Consider the following 22,412-nt stretch of genomic DNA (forward strand, 5'->3'; position numbering starts at 1 on the left):
GTATCAACATAACGAGGAATATTCAGGTTGTAATCGTTTTTAGCTATTTCAATCATTGCAGCTACATAACTGTATTTGCCTTCTGACTTGCGTGTTTTGTATGCAGCAATAATTTTAGTAATGTCTTCTGTGCGCAATACATTTTGTGTTTTCACTTTTTCAAAATGCTGACTGGCATCAATGAATAAAACATTGTCACTATGCTCGCGCTTTTTCTTCAATACTAAAATACATGTTGGAATACTTGTTCCATAAAAATATTGGACGGTAAACCGATTACTGAATCTAAATAATTTTTCTCTTTATCAGATACTCACGGATATGTCCTCCGCACCTCCGCGAAATAAACCCCATGAGGTAATACACAAGCCATTGTCCCTTTGTCATCTAATTGATGAACCATATATTTGTACAAATGCAAATCAGCAGTTCCTTTAGGGAGCAAGTCGTCCATATGGAGAATAGCGATCGTCACTCATAAACAAGGGCTCTTACTCCATTCAGCAGAGAATGGCGGATTTGCCACAATTGCTTCAAAACGTTTGTCAATATGCTGAGGGCGTTCAAGTGTGTCTTCATTTTTTATATCAAACTTCTTATAATGCACATCATGCATGATCATATTCATGCGGCACAAGTTGTATGTCGTCGGATTACTTTCTTGTCCGTAAAATGCACCGACCTCCTTCACTTCTTTTGCAACACGTAACAACAAGGATCCTGAACCGCATGTAGGATCATAAACATTTTTCAATTTCGTTTTTCCAACTGTAACAAGTCTTGCAAGTACAATCCCCACTTGTTGCGGGTATAAAACTCGCCCGCTTTTCCGGCACCACTGGCAAATTTACCTATCAGATATTCCACCGGCATCTCCCAACACATCGCTTTCCGTATTCTTCAAGTCGAAATCGATCTCATTCAATGCAAAGCACTTTAATGATCAATTCATTTTTTGCTGTTTCAGTTTTCCCAAGTTTGCTACTGGTCAAATCAAGATCCTCGAACAAATTCCCAAAGTCTTCTTCGCTTTCGGAACCCATGGTGCTTTGCTCAATGCTTGTAAGTACTTTTGAAAGATCATCTAATATAAACTTTGTCTTTCCTTCCGCATTTCCTCTTCGAGCTAACTCACTGAACAATTCCGAAGGTTTTAAAAAGTAGCCGAGTTTATCCAGAGCTTCATCTTTCACCGCCGCTAGTATCTCTTTCTTGTCCTTTCCTTCTCAACTTCTTCATACCTCATTTTATCCGGCTTTCAAAATGTCATTCGCATGCAAATGCATTTTTTCCGCTGGTATTTATAAAATATAAATCCTAGAATGTAGTCCGGAAATCGTCGGCGTCCATTTTTCCGCGGAGGTGTCGGCGATTTTCAGAGTTGATGTTCGAGAAGGTGTTTTTTTGTCCAGGGCATAAATTTGAACTTGCGTTTTAAGAGTGGTAAATATATTCGAAAAACTGAAATTTGATACGATACAAAATTTCTTAAAATGAATATATATGGAAGATGTTCATCTGTTACAGCATACTTCTATCCGTTAACTAAATTTCTCTACAATATCCTTCATGCAGAATTCACGGACATTTCCTGAATGTCAATTCTTCCAAGGGTATATCAAAGAAAAAATCTGAAATGTTCTCAATTGTAGGTATTTTATCGTCAATTCCATTTCACCTCCCAAATGATACGTTTTCCAACAACTGTGATCCAAGAAGATACCGCAGTCAAAGTGATTACTGAATTTGTCCATATCCAAAAGATCGGCTGCCAAAACTTACCAATTACTGTATAACTCCGAATAATTTGCTTGTGATTCCTCTGACCTTAAAACCGATTTCTTCATCAGATTCAAAACTCATTTTAATTTTCCCGGATTTTTTGGATTGTGCTTTTCCCCATATAGTGACCCAAGGTCTGCCAGACTCAAATTATACATTTCGGTTCCTGGTATCACATTTATTTTTTCTACAGTAAATGCACTAGGTAATAGTAGATAGTTTGTTTTTGAAACCCTTGCTAAAGGGCTGTTGAATGTTCCAATAATTGAATTAGTAATTTCAAGGTTCAAAGAAGCAAATACGCCTCAATCACTATACAGTCTTCCAAAATGATTTCATCCAGCAAAAATACTTCCGGCAACAAAAAGCGTTCCGAAGTTTCACTTGCTTTGCATTACATCAGCTTTAGAAATTACCCGGAAGCCGGGTGCAAGAGAAGCTCTAATCGAATCGGCAGAACCAACAGATTTATGAAAAGTTGCCGAACCTTTTGCATCAGTATTAATGTGCATTTCTATTTGAGTGAATACTCGCCATGGACTTCAATTTTTCCTTTTGAATTTCGAAATATCTTGCATAAACCGCACCTTCAATGGTTGTATCTCCTTGAATAATAACATCTCTTTCCAATTCACTCGAAACTCTTGGAAGGTTGCGCTTTTAACAAGATTGTCGTTTAGCAATAATCTTTTGTCATTTACTCGGATTTCTTTTAACTCGTTCATGGAAAATAAATTTAGTTATTGATTTGAATGTTTATGTTATCCTTCCAAAGCTGCATTATTTGTTTTGCAACCCTCGGATTGATGCTTTCTTTGCTACTTTCCTGATTAGCCACTTCTATTTTTATAAACGTATTGAAGATTTCTCTGGATCTTAAATCCAGTATACTCCATTTGGAGTTTGGATTTGCAAACCCTTCTTTCAATTTCGACAAGTGAATTAGCTAGGGAAGAAACTTGCTCGGGATTATTGCAACATAATCTCCATTTGATTGATTTTTACTTTCAAAATAAACAATGAGGAATTTGTCCAGGTAATTACCTTTTCAATTTGATGTGGCATTAAAATCTGGCTCAACTGCGTTGAAAGATTTTTTTCAGAGAATAAATAATTTTTTGCGCTGTTTATTAGTGATAATGCTTTAACTTTTAAATTTGTTGAATAAAGCATGGATTGAAGATTACTTCCTTCTTTGTTGTAAATGGTTGCTACGCCTGAACTAATATCACTGAATGAACGATGACGCGTGAAGTAAAGAGTTCCATGAACTCCTACCGCAGATTGATTTGGTAAAAGAATTCTGTTACGTAATTCTTTATCCAGATCAAAATATCTTTGCATACCTTTTCTGAAGATTCTTCCAAAGTCCTCTTCAAGTTGCGTTTTCTTTTGGGTGCATGCATGCTGATATTGCATCAGTTCAATAATTAGAGCATCTACATGAGGTTTAATTTCTGTAAGCTGTTGATTAATTTCAGATTTAATAAGTCCGAAAAATCCATTAACAATTGAATGAGAGATGTCTTCTGAACTTTTAATTTTCGCAGCAATATGAGCCGTTTCAGTTGCTACAATTGAGCCCGTTAACAAATTAACCTGACGTTTTGCATAATTAATACTTTTGTCAAAGGGCTTGTATCAACATAGTACATCCATGACACAGGAATTTCAACAGTTACCGATTTGCTATCAGATCCTCCGGTATCGGATTTAGGATAGTTATAATGAACAGTAACAGTTTTAGAGACCACATCTGAATAACTCCTTGAATAACTCATTTAATTTAATTTTTGCCAGGTTGATGATTCAATGAATTTCTCCATTTGCTTTTAATTCTTACTGAAAGTCGGATTGATTTACAAAATTTGCGAACTCTTGTTTCACCCGACTTAGAGTGTTTGATCGGCCTCCGCCCATCGCAAATTTATCAGAGAAAGATATACATACGATTCAATTTTTTGAGTTTGAGGTTCTTCGTTAATGGCGGTTGAGTTATCATCCATTACGACTTCCTTACATTTAGTCCTTCCGATTCAGAAATAATAATAGGAATATTTTTCTGTTGGCTTGATTACTAAATCATCTATTAAGATACTCCAATCAATTTTTTTGGTTCTCAGAACTGTAAATAAAATCCTGCACATTGACGAAATATTCTTCATTGCGTTGTATCTTGTATTTGATACTGACATCATTTGACTACTTGTGATGCTTTCAACTTGTGATATTGATGAAGATCCAGATAAATACTTAGTTCTGTTAGCAGATGGAAAAACATCCTTCATAACAAAGTTTGTTGTTGGTTTTGTCGAGTTCAAAAATCCTTGCCCTTAGTGTCTTATTCAGGCCTTCAAACAATTTTGAATAACGACTTGCAAGCATCATGCGAAATCTTTCTCCATTCTGTCCTTAATTGCTATAAGCGAAATAGATTGCTGTTGCAGTTCCATAATCTTTGCATCGGCCTTGCTTTTGTGCGTTGCAATCTTTGAGAAATCTGTGAGCGGATTAAAGTAAAGCCAAAATTAACATTGCTGCAAATTTTATCAGCTCCTCTTTGCTCAGCAATTACACTTGCAGATTGCATTGCCACTACCAGCGGTAGTTCCGTCAACATGAACCGCCACGTCTTCGATACTTTCGGCTATGGGCACTGTGAATCAACTTTAAAATTAAAATGAGCCATATAATAATTGTTAAATCGAGTATGAGTTAAATTATATTTCAATCCTTTAATTCAATTTAGTTTGCCTCAACCCCGGGATCTTTGTTTCCTTTTAATTCGTCCAAAGCAGCCTTCGCTATTTTGGGCAGATTGATTGACATATGTTCGTAAGTAATGTCTTCTATAGAAGGTGCTGGAGGCAACTCTGATGTTTCTGCGAAAAAAAGGATTTACAGCAGCCAAAGGCATTCGTCTTGCATCTAATCGATTGACCCTTCCACTTGCAACTGCATATTCTTTAAAGTTTGTGTCTCGTAATGAAGCATCCAAAAATTCAATATATTCAAACTTCTCTGCTCGTCTGTCGATATCTTCTTTCAACCTGTCCATATAATGCATGAAATCATCTTGGATTAATTTGAAGTCCTTCGACTTTGGCTCAAACGCTGCAAAGACTTCAGCTTCATTTTCCTCTGTTTCCACCAATGACGCATCAATAGAAGAGTTCTTTTCCAGATTTTCCTCTGTCTTTCAAGGCCACCATTAGATTGTAGGAAGAAATGTACTCGCCAAAGTTGATCGCATAATGTTAATCAGATCATTACTTTCGGCTCTGTTTCTACCATAAAAATCCATTGTTTCCTGATGCCACTGGTTCCAGATGTAGTCTTTTGATCTTTAATGTTGTTGTAAATTTTCATTCGCTCCAATCTTGTCTCTTCCATCAGATTCTGTACGATAGGCGCAACAATTTCTTCATGAATTTGATGAACGCCAAAAGGAAAGTTGGTTTTACTTCCATCTTCACCAACCCAACAATCAGAAACAAGATCATACTTGACTTTGGAACTTGGCTTAAGTTGAAATGGCTGATAATTTTCAACTGATTCCTGATAATTAAAATTCTCGTTTCTGATGCGATCTATTTCATCAGCTTCAAGATGTGGCGAATAATGGTTGTAAGAGCACTTTAAAACTTTAAATAGAGTTTTATTTGATGAGTCAACCATCATATTGGTTGAAGCTAGTTTTACCTGAGTTATGGCTTGAACCGAATTAGCCATGTTCATCATCAACGATTTCAAAACCTCTTCAAACTGTGTTTGATGATTTTCTAAAGACTTTTTCATTTCATTCAAAGAGTGAAATCGTAAAATTTCGTCCTGATACGGTGTGCTGTCAAATATATTGAATACCGGTGCGTCACCTGTTTCAGTTGTTGAATGTTCATTGATAAATTTAGAATGTTCGCTATCAGGTAAAATAACAGGAAGCGATACAGAAGTTAAATCCAAATCCGAAAGGCAAAAAGAAGAAGTGCGTAGTGTTCTGTCTATTTTACCTAAGTAATCGTGATAAGTAACATTTTGAATTGAAAGTGAATAGTCGTCAGTGCCGACTGATTCTGTATCCTCGGACTTTCAATTATCGGAGCTTCTTTCATTAATTTATCAAGTTCACTTACTGCATTTGTAAATAACTCCGCCTGTTTTAATGTGTTTAAATTGAAACCTGCATTTTACTGAGTTGGTATAATCAATCATGAAACTTTTATCCTCAAAAGGAATTTGAGCCGCAATAGGAATATAGCCAACACCTAATTTTGTAACTTTAAAGTCTCTGAAAATTTCATTGTGCATTTTTTTCAAACTCGGCAATCTTTTGCCTTATTGTTCTCAATTTCGCCTCGTAATAATTTCATTTTTAAATGCGCCCTGATTGCAAAATAGATAGGTATAAGTGTGAAGGAAAATATTATGCATATCAATCGTGTCTTTGACTTCGAATAGTCCAGACTGGTTGTGCAACATTTTCTTTGCAAACTGCAATTTCTTTTTCCAACCTCTTCCTCACTAACAATTCTTTCAGCGGCTTGCTTGTAATACTCAAAAAGTATTTTTGCCTGGTCTTGTTGTATGTTTGAAGATGTCTTGAATATTTTCCGCTCATAACTAGGTTTGAATAAGTGGTTAATTTGAATAAATATTTTTCTTAGTCTTAATAATTTCTCACTCTTGTCAAGCAGAGAAACTACCTCTTCCCCGCCTGCACCCTTGTTTTTAGCAATTATATATGCCTGTTGATTGAACTTGCAATTTCAGACTCAAGATTGGTAGAAGACTAGTTGTTTGATGGAGCAAGTAGCGAACATTTTCTTTCAAAGAAAATAATTTTGTTCTTCTCTTGCCCACTTTATAGAATCTACAGAGAATAAAACTTCAAATTGATTTAGTGCTCTTAATATATCATCTTTCCCTTCTCTATTTTTATTTTGTTCCAATTGAACGGAAACTGCTTTTTCTGAACTCAAATGAGAGAGAAAGTAACCTACCAATAGAAAAAAAAATAGCTGATAGTTGAAAGAAAAGTTGAAACGAAAATCTGCTTTGGCAAAATAACTATTATGATTATTGCAATCGCAAGAAAGGAATATAAACGAATATAAACGAGACGAATGCCTAATCCACAATTTGCTTTTCAAAATCAAATTGATTCCAAAAGTCCTAACTCTGTTAGTGAAGTAACGAGATAAACCAAACAAAGAGTTGTTAAGTCAAGCCAAAAGACATCGTTCCTTTTTCCTTCTGGTACAAATAGAAAAAAACCTGTAAATATTAATGCTAGGCCTGCTAATAAGACAACAAGACCAAATGTTTGGCTTCTCTGTTTCATATTTAACTGTTTTTAAATCCGCACTGAGAACAGAAAGGCGTACTTCCTAATTTGTGTCCACACCGTTTGCAGCATCCTTCTTTAGATTCAATGCAGTTTTACCGCAGTCGCACAAAAAGCTGCACCTTCTGCTAATGATGTATTACAATTAGTGCAGCAGTTTGCTCCGCTTACAGATAAAATTGTTCCGCAACTCACACATTTCTTCGCATTTTTATCACTGTTCTCCTGCATTTAAAAACAACCATTATAAGGGTCCCACAATGCGGCAAAATTTCACATTGTTCCGAAAATTTCTTAACAATTTGAACAATAGATTTCACGATTTGAAGTAACAGGATTTTGAATATTCGGAGTTGATTCTTGGTTTTTATAAGAAACAGGATTGAGCAAGCCTCCACCCGACATATTTCCCATCAAGTTTGTTGCTAGAACTGCGCCTAACAAACTACTTTGATTATTTCCCTTTCCCATTGAATCAACTGCTTTGTCTCCTAATTCAAAAACTTGTGATTGCTGCCATGTATAACCACCGATTATTTGAGCACTTTGTTGCGACATTGCTTTGAAAAATCATTTTTGCCTGTCTCAGTATTTGAATCGACTTCAATTGTAGTGATGTAAAAACTTATAAGTTGAAATCCGTAATCTTCCAGAAAGTAGAAATTGATATTCTCAAACTTTCCGAAAGCCCCTCTAGGTAGGCTGAAATAGTTTTAATACCAATCTTATTTGACATTATAAATTGTAAAATTGTCGATTTAGTTTTCGCAACCGTAGCACCGTAAAAATTCTCCGTGAGTTGAGGTCCGTGAAAGTTGACGTAGTCCCCACTAATTTAATTAAGAACCTTTCTGCATCTACAACTTTAATCCCATATCAGCCTTTGCAAGTAATGGAACCATTGTTTTGATAATCAGGGTCGTGATACATCATAGAATCGGTTGTCAGTCCAGGTTTAAGGGCATCAACTTATTTACAAACCATACCTCTGCTGTGAAAGGATTTTTGCCGCCAAAAGGAATTCCGAATAGATTTCTGAGAATTGGTAAGTTCTCGGTATTAAGAGTATGTTTTCCTGGTCCAAATTTTCCAACAACTTGCCCTTTGGAAAAAAGGATTGCTTCCTGTGATTCACTAACTATCAGTTGGGTATATGTACTTAGATTTGTTTCAGGAAATTTCCATGCGAACAATTGTTCTTCCGGTCGAGTGTCCCATTTTACAAAGTCAATGATTGAGCTCATTTTATTAATTATTTATTGCGCGTAATTCTAAATGTGAAGACCGCTTGTCTTTTAAATTTAAAAATGTTTCACTTTTCCAACAAACAACACTAACGGTTTAACGCTTTTTGGAAATTAAATAATAGTAAACTTCCAAAATTTAGATAATAAACTTTCACTTTAAAACATTAAACACCTGAATGCAGTCTATTGAATAATTACAATAATAGGAAAAAAAAATATTACTACCAAATTTGCACTTAAAGCAGAACAAATAGATTGATTAAAATTTTTTAATAAATCAAATTAAGGGGAGAAGTGGGATTCGAACCCACGGTACCATTTCTGATACACACGCTTTCCAAGCGTGCTCCTTCAGCCACTCGGACATCTCTCCTGTTATTACAAAACTCTTAATTCCCCGAGTCGTTTTTCGGGGACGCAAAGAAAGGGAATTTTTGCGGATTGGGTACTATTTAAAGGTCTCTTCTACACTGTAATTCTGCTTCGGAGGGTTATGGCTTTCCCGCTTCCAGATCACATACAGCAACGCTGCTCCTAAGGCAATGCTCATGGCGACACTCCCAAAATCACTCTGCGCCCCAATAGCATCCGGATCGATCGACGTCTTGCCGTGCTGATAGAGATAAGTGAAGATCACCGCGCCGGCATTGTTGACGAAGTGGGCTGTGATAGGTAGCCAGATATTGCCGCTCCAGACGAACAGGTAACCAAGTATTCCGCCGAGTAAAAAGCGGGGATGAAACCGTAGAATTGGGCGTGCATGGCGCTGAATAAAAATGCTGCGACCCAGACGCTGAGGTGAATGTTCTTTGACCAGGTGGTGAAAATTCGTTGGACTACACCACGGAATACAAGCTCTTCGCCTATGGCGGGAATCAGGGCGATCATAATTAAGTTGATGATCAGATCAGCGGGCGTGTCCATTTTCAAAAACATTTTTGTGAGCTTGCCTGCCTCGTCTTCGGCGGCACGCATCCACTCTTCAACACCTTTTAAAAAGCCGGGAAGGTGCATCTGGGAATTTACTTCGCCTAAAAAATTGATGAGCGGCGTAATGGTGATCATACAAATTGCAATCAGAAAATAGGTCGCAGCTTTGGAGCGTTTTGTCAGACCTAAATATTCCAATGGCTTTTCACTGAACAAATAGGCGATCACAAATGGCGGGATCACAAAGGCTCCGAAAGCAAATATGGTCTGGATCAGACGGAAGATGGACAATGCCTGAGGCGTATTGTTCTGACCAAGGATGGATTGCAGTTCTGTCATCGTCAGACCATAAATCGCCGTACCTGCTACCATGCCGATCACAGTAAATAACACCGCAGACAGCAAAATAATGCCAACGGAGACCAAAAACTGAGAATAGGGGGTATTTTGCTGCCAGATTGCCTTCATCGTCTTTTTGATTAATTTTGTGGCCGCGAAGGTAGCGTTTCGCGGTGAATGTGGAGGGGTAGTTTTTTGGGAAGGTTTGCAGGTTGCAGGTTTGCAGGTTGCAGGTTCTGGACTTAGGCACCTACTAACGAATTTGAAAGGAGATACATATTACAAGATTTAATTATCATTATTCTAAAATGGTATTCATTTATTGAATTATGACAATCAAAATGATTAAAATAAAATAACAGTATCAACTTTGAATAAACTCTAAAGTAAACGCAGAACCTGAAACCTGCAAACCTGTGAACCTGGATAGCTTTAAACCTGCAAATCTGCAACAACCAAAAAATGACAAAGATCGCCGACATAGAATTAGGACCCTTCCCGCTTTTACTGGCGCCGATGGAAGACGTGTCGGATCCGCCATTCCGCTACCTCTGCAAAATGCTCGGGGCGGATATGATGTACACTGAATTCATATCGAGCGAAGGTCTGATCCGCGATGCGGCAAAGAGCAGAATTAAACTCGACATTTTTGAATATGAACGTCCGATCGGGATTCAGCTTTTTGGTGGTGAGATCGGATCAATGATAGAAGCGGCTCTCATTGCTGAAGCTGCTAAACCGAATCTGATCGATATCAATTACGGCTGTCCGGTGAAAGCTGTCGCTTGCAAAGGTGCAGGTGCTGCATTACTGCAAGACATACCGAAGATGGTGAAGATGACGGAAGAGATCGTGAAAGCTGTGAAGCTTCCGGTTACTGTAAAGACTCGTCTGGGTTGGGATGAAAATACTTTGAACATCGTTGAAGTTGCAGAACGTTTACAAGACATCGGTATCAAAGCGCTTTCAATTCACGGTCGTACCCGCAAACAAATGTATAAAGGTCCGGCGGAATGGGATCTTATCGGTAAAGTGAAAAATAATCCGCGCATTCACATTCCTATTTTTGGAAATGGTGATGTCGATACTCCGCAGAAAGCTGTCGAAATGAAAAACCGCTATGGTGTCGATGGTGTAATGATCGGTCGCGCAAGTATCGGTTATCCGTGGATCTTTAATGAGATCAAACATTTTATGGCGACGGGCGAAATGCTTCCGCAGCCAACAATAGAGCAACGCGTTGAAGTGTGTCGTACACATCTTACTAAATCCATCGAATGGAAAGGCCCGCGTCTTGGTATCAATGAAATGCGCAGACATTATTCAAATTATTTCAAAGGCATGGAGAATTTTAAAGAATACAGATTGCGAATGGTGACGGCGTTGACGGATGGGGATGTGAATGAGATTCTGGATGAGGTGTTGGGGAATTATTTGGGTGTAGCGGTTTGATTTGAAAACAAAGGTACAAATCTTGTAAAAGTCATTTAAGAGGCTCAAGTCAAGAAAAATCAGTGTTCTTGTGGGACCGTTTTATGTATGCCATTGGTCAGATTTTAATTTCAAATTATAAAACATTCATCATGCTGCATTCATGATATTTTCTCTAATTTTAATGGTACTAATTCTCACCTAAATCCTTGTCTCCATGAAAAAATCTGATATTAAAAAAATTCTTGTACCGGTTGATTTCTCTGATGCTTCGGATACAGCTGTTGCTGAAGCCGCGGGATTGGCTGTTCTTTTAAAATCTGAATTGGTTTTACTTCACGTCGTTGAAGACCGTGTGTATGCTGCCTCCGCTTTGGATACTGTTGAGGTGATCTTGCCGAATTTCGGCGCAATAAAAAAGAGATCGGCAAAAAAATGGCCGACTTACAAAAACACATTAACAAAAAGTATGAAATAAAATGCACCATTCATATTCTGAACGGCCATATTCACACTGAAATAAAAACGCTGGCGAAAAAGAAAAAAATTAATCTGATCGTCATGGGTACACATGGCGCTTCAGGATTCAAAGAATATTTTATCGGAAGTAATGCGCAACGTGTCGTTACGATCTCTGATGTTCCAGTTCTCACAACTCCGGTGAAAGCAAAGAAGATGAGTTTCAAAAATATTCTTATCCCGATCGACAACTCCATTCACAGTCGTGCGAAAGTAAATATTGCTCTCATCTTTGCAGATCTTTTCAATGCAAATATTCATCTCATCGGTTTACCGGGAACAAAAGATAAAACGGAAGTAAGTAAATTCAATATCAAATTAAAATCTGTTGAAAAACATATCGAAGATCAGGGCTTCTCTTATTCTTCTAAAATTGTTTCCGGAACTAATACTGCGGAGGCTGCATTATCGTATGCAACAAAAAATAAATGTGATCTCATCGTTATCAATACCGGACATGAATCAAAAACTACAGGTATGTTCATGGGTATGTTCTCGCAACAGATCGTGAATCATTCTAATGTTGCTGTACTTAGTTTTAAGCATCTGGATGGGGCGGTGAGTATTGATACGCCGGGCTTCGGTCTTTAAAGTTTAAACACTGAGAGCACTAAGATCACAATAAGAACACGGAAATATTGATTTATAATTTATAAATTCCGTGTTCTTATTGTGATCTTAGTGCCCTTAGTGTTAAATAATTTTTATTTCCCTTTATATTTTATCCTTCTCTCGGTTCAACTCCCGACGAAGCATCTTTAAATTCTTTCATTCCTTTCCCAACTCCACGCATCATTTCGGGAATCTTTTTTCCACCGAAGATGAGAAGAATTACAAAAGCGATGATTAGAATTTCATTCATTCCAAGCATTCCTAACAAGATTGAATTTATCATGATCTGATTTTTATACTGATTAACTTATTTTAAAATAAATGAATTGCACAGATCATGTCTGAGCAATTCATTTTATTTTTTTACATAATGAAAAGTCCTGCAATTGTATTAACAGTAGCTTCATCCAATGGTTCATCAAATGCTTCTCTTACCGATGCTGCACTTGCTGTTGTTACAGTCGTTGCATCAACTCCCCCTTGCATAACATTTTCTTCGCCATCATAAACAGGTTGTGTAGGCGAAGGTAAAGTGCCGCGATCATTTCCTGAGATCCATCCTTTGGCATTCGGATCCTGACCTAACGACATCCGCAAACGGCGAACCTGACTTGCATGTCGTGCTTCTACTGAGTGAATACGTAGTGCAGCATTCAACACTGTATCGCTGGCCATTAGATTCCCTGCCTGTCCTTTGTAAGCTCGTACTCCCGTATCTTCGAAAGCTTGTGCCAGTGCGAGGAAATCACCATACATACTGAACGGACTGAAATTTCCACCGGCAGTAAAATCAAACATTGGTTCTGCAACAGGAGTTCCTCCAACTGATGTAATTGCATCCTGAAGAAAAGTTACATGGGCAACTTCATGCTTTTTTATCTGCTGAAAAATCGCCAGATCAGCAGATGGAATAACACCTGATGCTACACCTCTTGTGTAATATTCTTTTTCAAGAAATTCAAGTGTGAGTGCAAAGTTCAGTACGCCGGGAATGTCCATCGTTCTGGCGAAAGAATTTTTTGGTAATGCTGCAAGTACAACAGCAGGAATTGCAGCAAGCGCTACTTTTGCTCCGATATCTCCGAAAAAACTCAGAGATTCCCTGCGGCTTGCAGGCTGATCTAACTTGGGACTATTGTCGCCGAAATTAAATGTATCTAATAATTTGAGAATATTCATATTTGATTTTTTAAGACGTTGGTAAATTAGCAGCACTCAGTGGTGTTACGAAATAAGTATTTGCAATTGCAATAACTTGCGGAGGAGTTCTTGAAGCATCAAGTCCTGATGAATCTACGATATCATCTCCTGCAAAATCTGCAGAATTCGGATTTAATAAATCACGGATCGCTGATGCATGACGGGCTTCAACAGATACAATCTTTCCTGCAACCAGCAAATAGTCAACATTGCTGATTAGATGTCCTGCGCCATTGTATGCAGAAACTCCCAGATCTTCGAATGCCTTTGCTGTTGCAAGTACACTTGCACGACTCGTAAAATTAACAGAGGATAAATTAATATTCAATGTTCCAATCGCTGCAGAACCTATTGCTGCTTTAAAAAAATCACGATGAGCGATCTCGTGCTGATAGATATCATTCAAGATATCTCTTTCCAGAGAAGTGCTGCCTGAAAAGAAGTTTGACGTTACTTGTCTGTAAAATTCCGCTTCCAGTTGTTCCAGTGCATAAGCATAGTTTAAAATTCCTACGTCTCCGCTGCCCAGGTCAATCGTATTAGAGGGTGGTGGTGTTACCATAGGTTCATCATCTTTTTTACATCCGGCCATAAATAAGGCTGCAGATGCAAGCGCTACTCCTGAAAATCCCAGAAAACTTCTTCTGGAAGTTGCACGGTTGATGAGAGCCGTTTCTTCAGGTGTTTGTTTGATCAGATCTTTTTCCATCATGATTGAATTAATTTTAAAATTGTGTCAGTTAATTCAACTTACGCCTCAATGATGGTCGGTGGTTTTGAAATAGAAGATCTTTAACGTTTGAGAAAATTTTTACCTATATTAAAAGTTGTGCCGCAGTGGTGGGAAATAAAAAAACAAATAAACACTCAGAGCACAAGTTCACAAGGAGAACACGGAATCTATTGTTTTGGTTTAAAATGTTTAAGGGGTTTAAGATGTTTCGCAACACTTTAAACCCCTTAAGAAAAAAACACGTAGAGCACAAGTTCACAATAAGAACACGGAATTATTGATTTTATAATTCCGTGATCTTATTGTGAACTTGTGCTCTTGTGTTTATTTTTTACCTGTTTTACTGAACTTGAATTCTTTGAGATTCAGTTCCGCCGTTCTCAGATTTGATGCTTAGTATATAAACACCTTTCGCAAGGTCAGCAACATTTATCTCCATTGAATTAAATTCCTTTGTTGCCGATATCGCATCTGAATAAACAATATTTCCAATCATATCAGTCAATGTAATTACATACTTCTGATCTGCTAATGAATTGAAAGAAATGGTCGCACTAGTAGAAGCCGGATTAGGATATACTTCGAATGACGTCGAATTCTCATCAACATTTTCAGAAGCAGATCTGCAGAATAGATTTACATTCACTCCCAATGCACCCGGCTGCGATGATCCGCAGGCATTGTTTGCATTAGCACGAATCACAACAGATGAGGAAAGAGCAGTGTTATAATTTACCAATGCTGTATTTCCACTTGGAGAAATTGATGCTCCGCCTGTTGCTGACCATGAATACGACGTTGCTCCGCTCACAGGTGAAATAGAATACGCAACACTCGATTGTGTTTTACAAACGGATGCCGGTCCTGAAATTACAGGTACTGCCGGACGTGCAGTAATTTTAAAACATCGCGCCGGTCCTTCTCCGCAACTGTTATTCGCAGTCACACAAATACTTCCTGTATTAGTAAACGTTCCTGTAAAATTCACAACAATTGATAGTCCGTTCGGTGCAGTTGATACAATTGAAACTCCTCCCGGTACTGTCCATGAATAAGATGTTGCACCTGCTACTGGTGCAATTGAATATGATACATTACTTGCACCACATACCGCCGTTCCTGGTCCGGTAATTCCGCCCGGTTGAGCAGGAGTTGATCGCACTGCAAATGTTCTTGCAAATGATCCACAGGAATTTGATGCAGTAATTGTTACTGTTCCACCATTCCATGTCGGACCAAAATTAAATGTTGCTGATGTTGTCGTAGCATTTGTTGTCTGACTACCTAAAGTTGCACCGCCAGTGATCGACCATGTGTATGTTGTTACTCCATTTACAACAGGCATTGAATACGTCGCAGAACCATTCGCACAAACAAACGATGGACCACTCACTGCATTTGAATGCGCAGGAATTCCTGTGATCGTCATACCTCTGACTGCACTTGAGCCGTTACAATTCACACCTCTTACTTGCAAAGATCCTTGCGTGAATCCCGCTGCTACTGTTAATTGAATTGTATTTGTTCCGATTCCACTTGTGATTGACAAGCCTGATCCGGTTACAACCCAGTTGTAACTCAAAGCATTCGCAGAATTTGTTGAGTAAGTATAAACTCCCGGTCCACATGCAACCGCAGGTCCTGTGATCACTGCAGGTTGTGAAGGATATGTTGTGATCACCGGTACATTCTGGCAACTCGACATGCTTGATCCGCATGCATTGTTTGCAGCAACACAAATAAATCCGCCATTGAATGAATTTGCAAATGCAACAGTGATTGAATTTGTTGTTGAAGACCCGGTTACTCCTGCCGGAAGTGTCCATGTATAACTTGTCGCTCCCGGAACAGCTGAAACTGAATAAACAATTCCTGATGTATTACGACATGCACCTTGTGCTCCACTGATTGCACCCGGTGTTCCAATCGATCCGCCTGATCCGGAAACTGCAACAGTCGCTGAACCTGTACATCCATTTGCATCTGTGAATGTAACTGAATATGGTCCCGCCACAAGTCCAGTTGCTGTTGATGTTGTCTGTCCATCTGACCATAAATAAGTATAGCTTCCTGTTCCCCCGCTTACAACTACCGATGCTGTTCCATCAGCAATTGAACAACCAGATGCAGCAGTGCTTGATGTTACGCCTTCAACTTTTGCTGGCTGCGTAAGTGTTACTGATGAAGAAGATGTACATCCATTTGCATCTGTTACCGAATAAGAAATTGTTCCTGCACCTTGATTGAATGTTCCTGTTCCGGAATAAGGTGCTGTTCCGCCTGTGGCAGATACATTCACATTAGTAGTTGCACCGAAACACAAAATAGTTCCACTTGCAATTGCATTTACATTCAATGCAGTTGGTTCTGTTATTGTAACTGATGTTGATGTTGAACATCCATTTGCATCAGACACTGTGAATGACCATGTACCTGCAGCACGTGTGAACGTACCTGTTCCTGAATATGGCGCTGTTCCGCCGGTTGCAGAAACGGTAACTGTTGATGATCCGCCGTTACAAAGTATCGGAGTTGCTGATGATGACGCTGCTACTGCAGTTGGTTCAGTAATAGTTATTGTTGTTGATGCCGAACAATTGTTTGCATCAGTTACGGTGAATGAATATGTTCCTGCAGTTCTTGTAAACGTTCCTGTTCCCGTGTATGGTGCTGTTCCACCTGTAGCAGATACAGTAACTGTTGCCGAACCTCCACTACATACTATTGCAGTTGATGATGACGATGCAATTACCGGTGTTGTTTCTGTTACAACAACAGAAGCTGTCGCTGTACAATTATTTGCATCCGTCACTGCTACAATATATGTTCCGCTGCTTGATGCTGTAATGCTTTGTGATGTTTCACCTGTACTCCATAAATATGAAACGCCTGCGGAAGAATTCAATACTACGCTTCCACCATCACAGAATGTTGTACTTCCTGCCGGTGTGATAGATGCAGTACAACCACTGCAATTTGTTACCTGAAGTGATTGCTCTATAGAATTAGTACAGCCGTTTCCATCTGAATAAGAATAGGTAATTGTAATTGTGCCCACTCCTGATACTCCCGGATCAAACATTCCGCCGCTTACTCCTGTTCCGGAATAACTTCCACCTGCAGGCGATCCTCCGGTCAATGCAAATGCTCCGTTCGTATTACATACGGAAGAAAATGGTGCCAGCGAAACTGCCGGAAGTGGATTCATTATTACAGTAGTTGATGACGATGTTGCAGAACATCCGTTAGCATTTGTCACTCTTACAGTATATGATCCGCTTGCTATAGCTGATATGGCTTGTGTTGTTGCTCCTGTATTCCACAAGTATGCATTAGCAGAAGTTGAAGTCAATGTAACACTACCACCCTGGCAGAATGTTGTTGGTCCACCGGCTGAAATTACCGGTGTTGCAGGTAAAGGATTTACAGTAACTGTTGTTCCTGCAGAAGATGCAGAGCATCCATTAGCATCAGAAATGGCAACAGAGAATGTACCTGAAGAGTTCACTGATATCGATTGCAATGTTGATCCGTTGCTCCACAAATAAGATGTTGCAGGAGTTGATGTAAGAGTAACACTTCCGCCCTGACAAAATGTTGTTGATGTACCTGCTGAAATTGTTGGAATAGCAGGAAGCGGGTTCACTGTGACTGTTGTTTCAGATGAAACAATGCTTTCACAGCCTGCTGCATTGAATGTTGTTACAGAATAATTTCCTCCTGATGAAACAACAATGCTTTGTGTTGTTGCTCCGGTACTCCACAAATAAGATGCGGCAGCGGATGAACTTAATGTTACACTTCCACCCTGACAAAATGTTGTCGTGCTTTGTGGAGTAATCGTCGGAGTTACCGGAGATGAAAAAGTAATGTCAGATGAAACATTATTACAAATTCCTGAAGCGCCAAATGAATAAGATCGTGCATAATATGTTCCCAGTCCCAGAGAACTGAAAGTTATTGTACCATTCGTTGTTTGCGGTGAGCCTGATGGTAATCCATCTTTATATAACTGAACTGTATAAGGAGCTAGTCCGCCGCTAATGTCGTATGTGATCGTTCCATTGCAACCTGCTTCCTGTGCTGAAGAAGTTATACTACTGTATTTGCGCACAGTTCCTGGTATGTTGCATTTAATCTGTATGCACCAAATGTTCCGAACCCCGGATCGATCAATAAGTAATAAACTCCAACAGAAAGTCCTGATAAACTGAATGTATTTGTTGCAGCATGAGCCGTTCCTGATAGAATTGGTGCTGCATTTGTGTCTGAATATAATCTGTAATTGATATATGGATAATCTGTATTGAAATGATTTTGTTCAAGGTCGAGATGCAGATCCATTGTTCCTGCTCCATCGTATCCGATCTTCCACCAATCGTATGTGTCTGTATTCAGATTATAATAAAATGCAATGTGTCCACCTGTATTTGTATTAGCCGGCAAAAGCGTTCCCTGTAAGGCAGAAGAATTATTTCCCGGAACTTCTGCAAGAAATGTCATTGGCTCAAATGAATTTGAAAGAGTATAAGATGTAAATTCTATATCATAAAAAGTTTTTATGCCAATATAATAAGTACCCGCTGCAAGATCATTTTTTGAAAAAGAAACAGACGAACTCGTATAACTTCCGGCAAGATATGTTGTGCCGTTGTTGTCATATAGTACTGCATAAACATTAGCTCCGTTCTGAGATGTAATTGTATATGTCAGTTTTCCATCAACAGGCAAAACTATTTTGTGGTAATCCGCTGTATCACGACTTTGATTTATGAAATAACCGATATGTCCGGTAACTGTAGAATTAATTACAATTGTATTTGCTGATGCGGCATCACTGTTAGGTTCGCTATCGTTTGTGAGCGGACTTGGAGTAAATACATTGCTGATCGTATAAGGAGCAAACTCCGTGTCATAAAACGTGTAGAACTTTAAATAAAAAGTTCCTGCCGCCAATCCGTTTTTAGAATAAGTATTAGTTGTTGTTGTATAAGAACCTGCGAGAAATGATATACCATTTCCATCATACAACATTGCATGCACATTCTGACCATTTGCTACTGCTAATGTCCATTCAAGTTTGCCGTCTGAAGGCAACGTTACCTTAAGCCAATCTGTTGTATCAACAGTTCCATTGTATCGATATCCTATATGACCTGTAGCGCTTCCGTTCAAAGGAAGAGTTCCTGCATTTGCAAAAACATTATTTGAACCGACATCAACGGGCTGAACAGGAACCACAAGATTATTCGTAAGTGAATATGAACTGAAACCATCTACATAGAAGGTCTGAACAAGAATATAGTACGTTCCCGGTGCAAGACCATCCTTTGAGTAATTCATTACCGTAGTTGTATAGCTTCCGGCAAGTAAAGTCACGGCGTCCCCATCAAATAACTGCGCATAAGTATTTTGTCCGTTATCAACAGTAAGTGTAACATTTAATCGTCCATCAGCATTCACATTCACTGCCCACCAGTCGTAGTTATCACGTGTACCATTATATCTATAACCAATCTGTCCTACCACTGAACCGTTCAGTGGAAAAGATGTTGCAGTTGCTGCGGTTTCATTTGGTTCCGGATCGGTTGAATAGGTAGGTGCTGTAAAAGTGTTGGACAATGTATAAGGAACGAATTGATTATCGTAAAAAGTATGTAAGCGTAGATAATAAGTACCTGCAGCCAAACCATTCGCTGTTTGTGTAAGAGTATTTGATGTAAAATTCCCCGTTATTAATGTTACACCATCACCGTTGATCAAATCTGCAAAAATAAGATTTCCGTTCTGACTCGAAATTGTCCAGGAAAGCTGACCGCTAACTGTTGTTGTTATTGTATACCAATCAAGAGTGTCTTTCTCATTATTGAAATAATAATGACAATGACCTGTTGTTGTTGAATTCAATGGAAAAGTATTTGCTGTTGCGAATGTGCCGTTAGGCTCTGCATCATTAGCAACCGGTGCAGGAGTAAATGATGGCGTAAGTGTATAATTTGAAATTTCACCGGGATAATAATTAACCATCTTTATGTAATAAGTTCCCTTTGCTATACCTGAAGCTGTACCCGATGAACTTCCATTCGTATAATTGCTGAAAAGAACAACCGTACCAAGTGTGTCGTAGATCTGACAATAAAGGTGAAAACCATTCGACCCCCAGTTAACCGTCAAAGCCCCATCTTCCGGAATGCTTACACGCCACCAGTCTTCTTCATGACCGAGGCCCGCAGAACCGTCAGCTGTATTGCCTAAAGTGATTGCTAATGATTGATTCCATATACCATTTGGTTCAACCTCCGTTCGTGCATTTGCATTACTAAATTTTAATAAGCAAAGCATACATAGTAAAAATATCTTTTTCATGAGATGTGTGTTTGTCTGACAAAGGTCAAGACCTCCAAACATCGCGGCAATACTCAGTTTGTAGTAAGGGGGGAGTACTTAGTTTGTAGTAGTGCTTCCCCTTTTTTTATTTAAAAGTTCATTCATTGATTTTTTTAAACACTAAGCTCACTAAGTTTTTGGCACAAGAGCACAAGTTTCAATTTTGTGTTCTTGTGACGATTTTTAGTGAACTTAGTGTTTTATTTTTCAAACATACGAGTTCAGTAAGGTCTTATCCTAAAGTAAAACTATAACCCCAAGCTTGATTGCCAATGGCGCTCCCGGCGTATAATGCAACTCCTCCACACTTTCAATTTCATTTTTTAAGCGGCTCTCTGTTGCAAACTGCGCTTCATTCCATTCTATGTTCAATAAATTTTCAACGGACAAACTGAATTTTGCTTTTTTGAATTTATAGGCGCATGACAGATCTAATAATGTATAACCTTTTGCAATGATGCTGTTATCTTCATTGGCAGGCCGGTCAGAAATGTGACGATAGCGAACTGATGATTCGAATATTTTTCCTGTGTAAGTTAATCCGCCGCTTGATGTTAGTGTTGGTGCAAGCGGAATATAAAAATCCTCGCTCAGTTCTTTGCCAAATTGTTTTTCAATAAATTGCCCACGACTGATGTTCAGATCTGCATCTGCCAGCAGGTTTTTTGACAGCTGATATCGTGCACTAATGTCAATACCTGATCTCCTGCTTGGTCCTTTCGATTCTGTTGAGCCGTCATCTCCGACATACACGAGTTCGTTCGACATATCCATCCACCAGATAGCTGCACTTAACACAAGACGTTTTGATAGTGTCATAACAGTACCAATCTCCGCGGCATCTGCCACCGGTAAAGTATGATTCGATTTATCCTGCACAACTGATCTTGCATCATTACTATGAAATCCTCGACCGGAGGCCGGACTGATAATTTGTTCCTGAATAATTCGTATGCAAAGAATCCGTAGGCAATTGATCCGCTACATCGAAAACAAAATAATCATAGCGCATACCGGTCTCTATCCGGAAAAAGTCACTGAAGCGAAATGTTTCATTGAGATAAACTGCCGAATTATTTTCCAGCACATTCGCCAGGGCTTTTGACTCCAGACGAGTTCTGTCTATTGTGTGCCATAGTTCATTCTGAATATCATCGGCACGATATGAAAGACCAATGGTAAGTTTGTTATTCATCTTTCCAAGCTTATGAAAAAATGAATACCGTGTATTTAATCCCTGAACACTTCTGTTATCATCTTGTTCGATTTCGTCTCCATTGATCGGGTCTTCGAGATAGAATGTAAAGTTGGAAAATAAACGAAAGCGATATTTAAATGAATACACCTGGGTTTCAAATTCACCGTTAGATGTTCTTTGAACGTATGCCAGGTTGAAATTTGTTCGCGAAGTATTGCCGCCTTCTGAATCATCGATGCTTCCGAAACGCGAAAGTCGTCCGGCCAAAACTTCGCGATCCGGAATTTGTCCCCGAAGCATTCCACGAAGAACTGAAAGTTGATAATGATAGTTTCAGGCTTGAATGATCATTCAGCTGAAAAAATTGTTTTCGAAAAAAGATTCACTTTGCGAAATCCTGCGGAGCATCAAGTAACCGCGGTTATTCAGAACATCTGCTGCTAAATAAGTTTTTACGTTTTCCGAATTGAACGGTGCTTTGAACATAGCAAGAACTCTTGGCACTGAAAGATTTCCAATCTCCGGAATAAATGTTTGTTCAAGTTTGATCAGATTGTTTTCTAATGTGTCTTTGGTAGAAAAACTAACCGCTGCGCCCGTGGCAAAATTTCCATACTGCGGTGAATAGGGTCCTTTGAAAACGTCCATCTCCCTACTGTTTCAGGAATCAGAAAATGCAGATCCATATAA

At 38.8% G+C, this 22,412-nt stretch carries 19 protein-coding genes, 1 tRNA gene and 1 pseudogene; 3 read left to right on the plus strand and 18 right to left on the minus strand.

Annotated elements, in window-relative coordinates:
• From IPL24_16045 to IPL24_16090, 10 genes and pseudogenes are all read right to left on the minus strand, one after another.
• A pseudogene (locus IPL24_16045) lies at positions 1–1,286 on the minus strand (type I restriction-modification system subunit M).
• A gap of 1,465 nt (positions 1,287–2,751) precedes the next feature.
• Positions 2,752–3,375, minus strand: a complete 624-nt coding sequence (locus IPL24_16050; protein MBK8365115.1) for a hypothetical protein — start codon at positions 3,373–3,375, stop codon at positions 2,752–2,754.
• The gene (locus tag IPL24_16055) at positions 3,369–3,563 is read right to left on the minus strand and encodes a hypothetical protein (GenBank protein ID MBK8365116.1); all 195 of its coding nucleotides are present in this window, start codon (positions 3,561–3,563) and stop codon (positions 3,369–3,371) included. The genes IPL24_16050 and IPL24_16055 overlap by 7 nt, the downstream gene beginning before the upstream one ends.
• 974 nt (positions 3,564–4,537) lie before the next feature.
• The gene (locus IPL24_16060) at positions 4,538–4,933 is read right to left on the minus strand and encodes a hypothetical protein (protein MBK8365117.1); all 396 of its coding nucleotides are present in this window, start codon (positions 4,931–4,933) and stop codon (positions 4,538–4,540) included.
• A 110-nt stretch (positions 4,934–5,043) separates the two neighbouring features.
• Complete coding sequence (locus IPL24_16065) at positions 5,044–5,745, minus strand: hypothetical protein (GenBank protein ID MBK8365118.1); 702 nt, start codon at positions 5,743–5,745, stop codon at positions 5,044–5,046.
• 863 nt (positions 5,746–6,608) lie between these two features.
• Complete coding sequence (locus tag IPL24_16070) at positions 6,609–6,761, minus strand: hypothetical protein (GenBank protein ID MBK8365119.1); 153 nt, start codon at positions 6,759–6,761, stop codon at positions 6,609–6,611.
• A gap of 659 nt (positions 6,762–7,420) precedes the next feature.
• The gene (locus tag IPL24_16075) at positions 7,421–7,684 is read right to left on the minus strand and encodes a hypothetical protein (GenBank protein ID MBK8365120.1); all 264 of its coding nucleotides are present in this window, start codon (positions 7,682–7,684) and stop codon (positions 7,421–7,423) included.
• A 386-nt stretch (positions 7,685–8,070) separates the two neighbouring features.
• On the minus strand, positions 8,071–8,370 hold the full coding sequence (locus IPL24_16080) for an SPFH domain-containing protein (protein ID MBK8365121.1): 300 nt from the start codon (positions 8,368–8,370) through the stop codon (positions 8,071–8,073).
• Positions 8,371–8,660: 290 nt separating this feature from the next.
• Positions 8,661–8,746, minus strand: a tRNA-Ser gene (locus tag IPL24_16085).
• 75 nt (positions 8,747–8,821) lie between these two features.
• On the minus strand, positions 8,822–9,223 hold the full coding sequence (locus IPL24_16090) for a CPBP family intramembrane metalloprotease (protein ID MBK8365122.1): 402 nt from the start codon (positions 9,221–9,223) through the stop codon (positions 8,822–8,824).
• A gap of 881 nt (positions 9,224–10,104) precedes the next feature.
• On the opposite strand from IPL24_16090, the gene dusB reads away from it, so the two are divergent.
• The 3 genes from dusB (at position 10,105) to IPL24_16105 (ending at position 12,183) form a co-directional block, all read left to right on the plus strand.
• Positions 10,105–11,094 (plus strand): tRNA dihydrouridine synthase DusB, encoded by a 990-nt coding sequence (dusB, locus tag IPL24_16095; protein ID MBK8365123.1) that lies wholly within the window; start codon positions 10,105–10,107, stop codon positions 11,092–11,094.
• Between the two features lie 196 nt (positions 11,095–11,290).
• Positions 11,291–11,551, plus strand: coding sequence for a universal stress protein (locus IPL24_16100; GenBank protein MBK8365124.1), 261 nt, complete (start codon positions 11,291–11,293; stop codon positions 11,549–11,551).
• A complete protein-coding gene (locus tag IPL24_16105) occupies positions 11,509–12,183 on the plus strand; it encodes a universal stress protein (protein MBK8365125.1) in 675 nt (224 codons plus the stop codon). The genes IPL24_16100 and IPL24_16105 overlap by 43 nt, the downstream gene beginning before the upstream one ends.
• Positions 12,184–12,313: 130 nt before the next feature.
• Here the strand turns inward: IPL24_16105 and IPL24_16110 are convergent, their stop codons facing one another.
• From IPL24_16110 to IPL24_16145, 8 genes are all read right to left on the minus strand, one after another.
• Complete coding sequence (locus IPL24_16110; protein MBK8365126.1) at positions 12,314–12,487, minus strand: twin-arginine translocase TatA/TatE family subunit; 174 nt, start codon at positions 12,485–12,487, stop codon at positions 12,314–12,316.
• Between the two features lie 80 nt (positions 12,488–12,567).
• On the minus strand, positions 12,568–13,383 hold the full coding sequence (locus IPL24_16115; protein MBK8365127.1) for a ferritin-like domain-containing protein: 816 nt from the start codon (positions 13,381–13,383) through the stop codon (positions 12,568–12,570).
• 10 nt (positions 13,384–13,393) lie between these two features.
• A complete protein-coding gene (locus IPL24_16120) occupies positions 13,394–14,113 on the minus strand; it encodes a ferritin-like domain-containing protein (protein ID MBK8365128.1) in 720 nt (239 codons plus the stop codon).
• Positions 14,114–14,477: 364 nt separating this feature from the next.
• Positions 14,478–18,251 carry a T9SS type A sorting domain-containing protein gene (locus IPL24_16125; GenBank protein ID MBK8365129.1) on the minus strand — a complete coding sequence of 1,258 codons (3,774 nt, stop codon included), beginning with the start codon at positions 18,249–18,251 and terminating at the stop codon, positions 14,478–14,480.
• Positions 18,230–20,503, minus strand: coding sequence for a pre-peptidase C-terminal domain-containing protein (locus tag IPL24_16130; protein ID MBK8365130.1), 2,274 nt, complete (start codon positions 20,501–20,503; stop codon positions 18,230–18,232). The genes IPL24_16125 and IPL24_16130 overlap by 22 nt, the downstream gene beginning before the upstream one ends.
• A 258-nt stretch (positions 20,504–20,761) precedes the next feature.
• Positions 20,762–21,403, minus strand: coding sequence for a TonB-dependent receptor (locus IPL24_16135; protein ID MBK8365131.1), 642 nt, complete (start codon positions 21,401–21,403; stop codon positions 20,762–20,764).
• A 19-nt stretch (positions 21,404–21,422) separates the two neighbouring features.
• Positions 21,423–22,022, minus strand: a complete 600-nt coding sequence (locus IPL24_16140; protein ID MBK8365132.1) for a TonB-dependent receptor — start codon at positions 22,020–22,022, stop codon at positions 21,423–21,425.
• A gap of 51 nt (positions 22,023–22,073) precedes the next feature.
• Entirely contained in the window at positions 22,074–22,370 is a 297-nt protein-coding gene (locus IPL24_16145; protein MBK8365133.1) for a hypothetical protein, read from the minus strand.
• Positions 22,371–22,412: the final 42 nt, after the last annotated feature.

Source organism: Bacteroidota bacterium, assembly GCA_016711505.1.
Lineage (GTDB): Bacteria > Bacteroidota > Bacteroidia > AKYH767-A > 2013-40CM-41-45 > JADKIH01.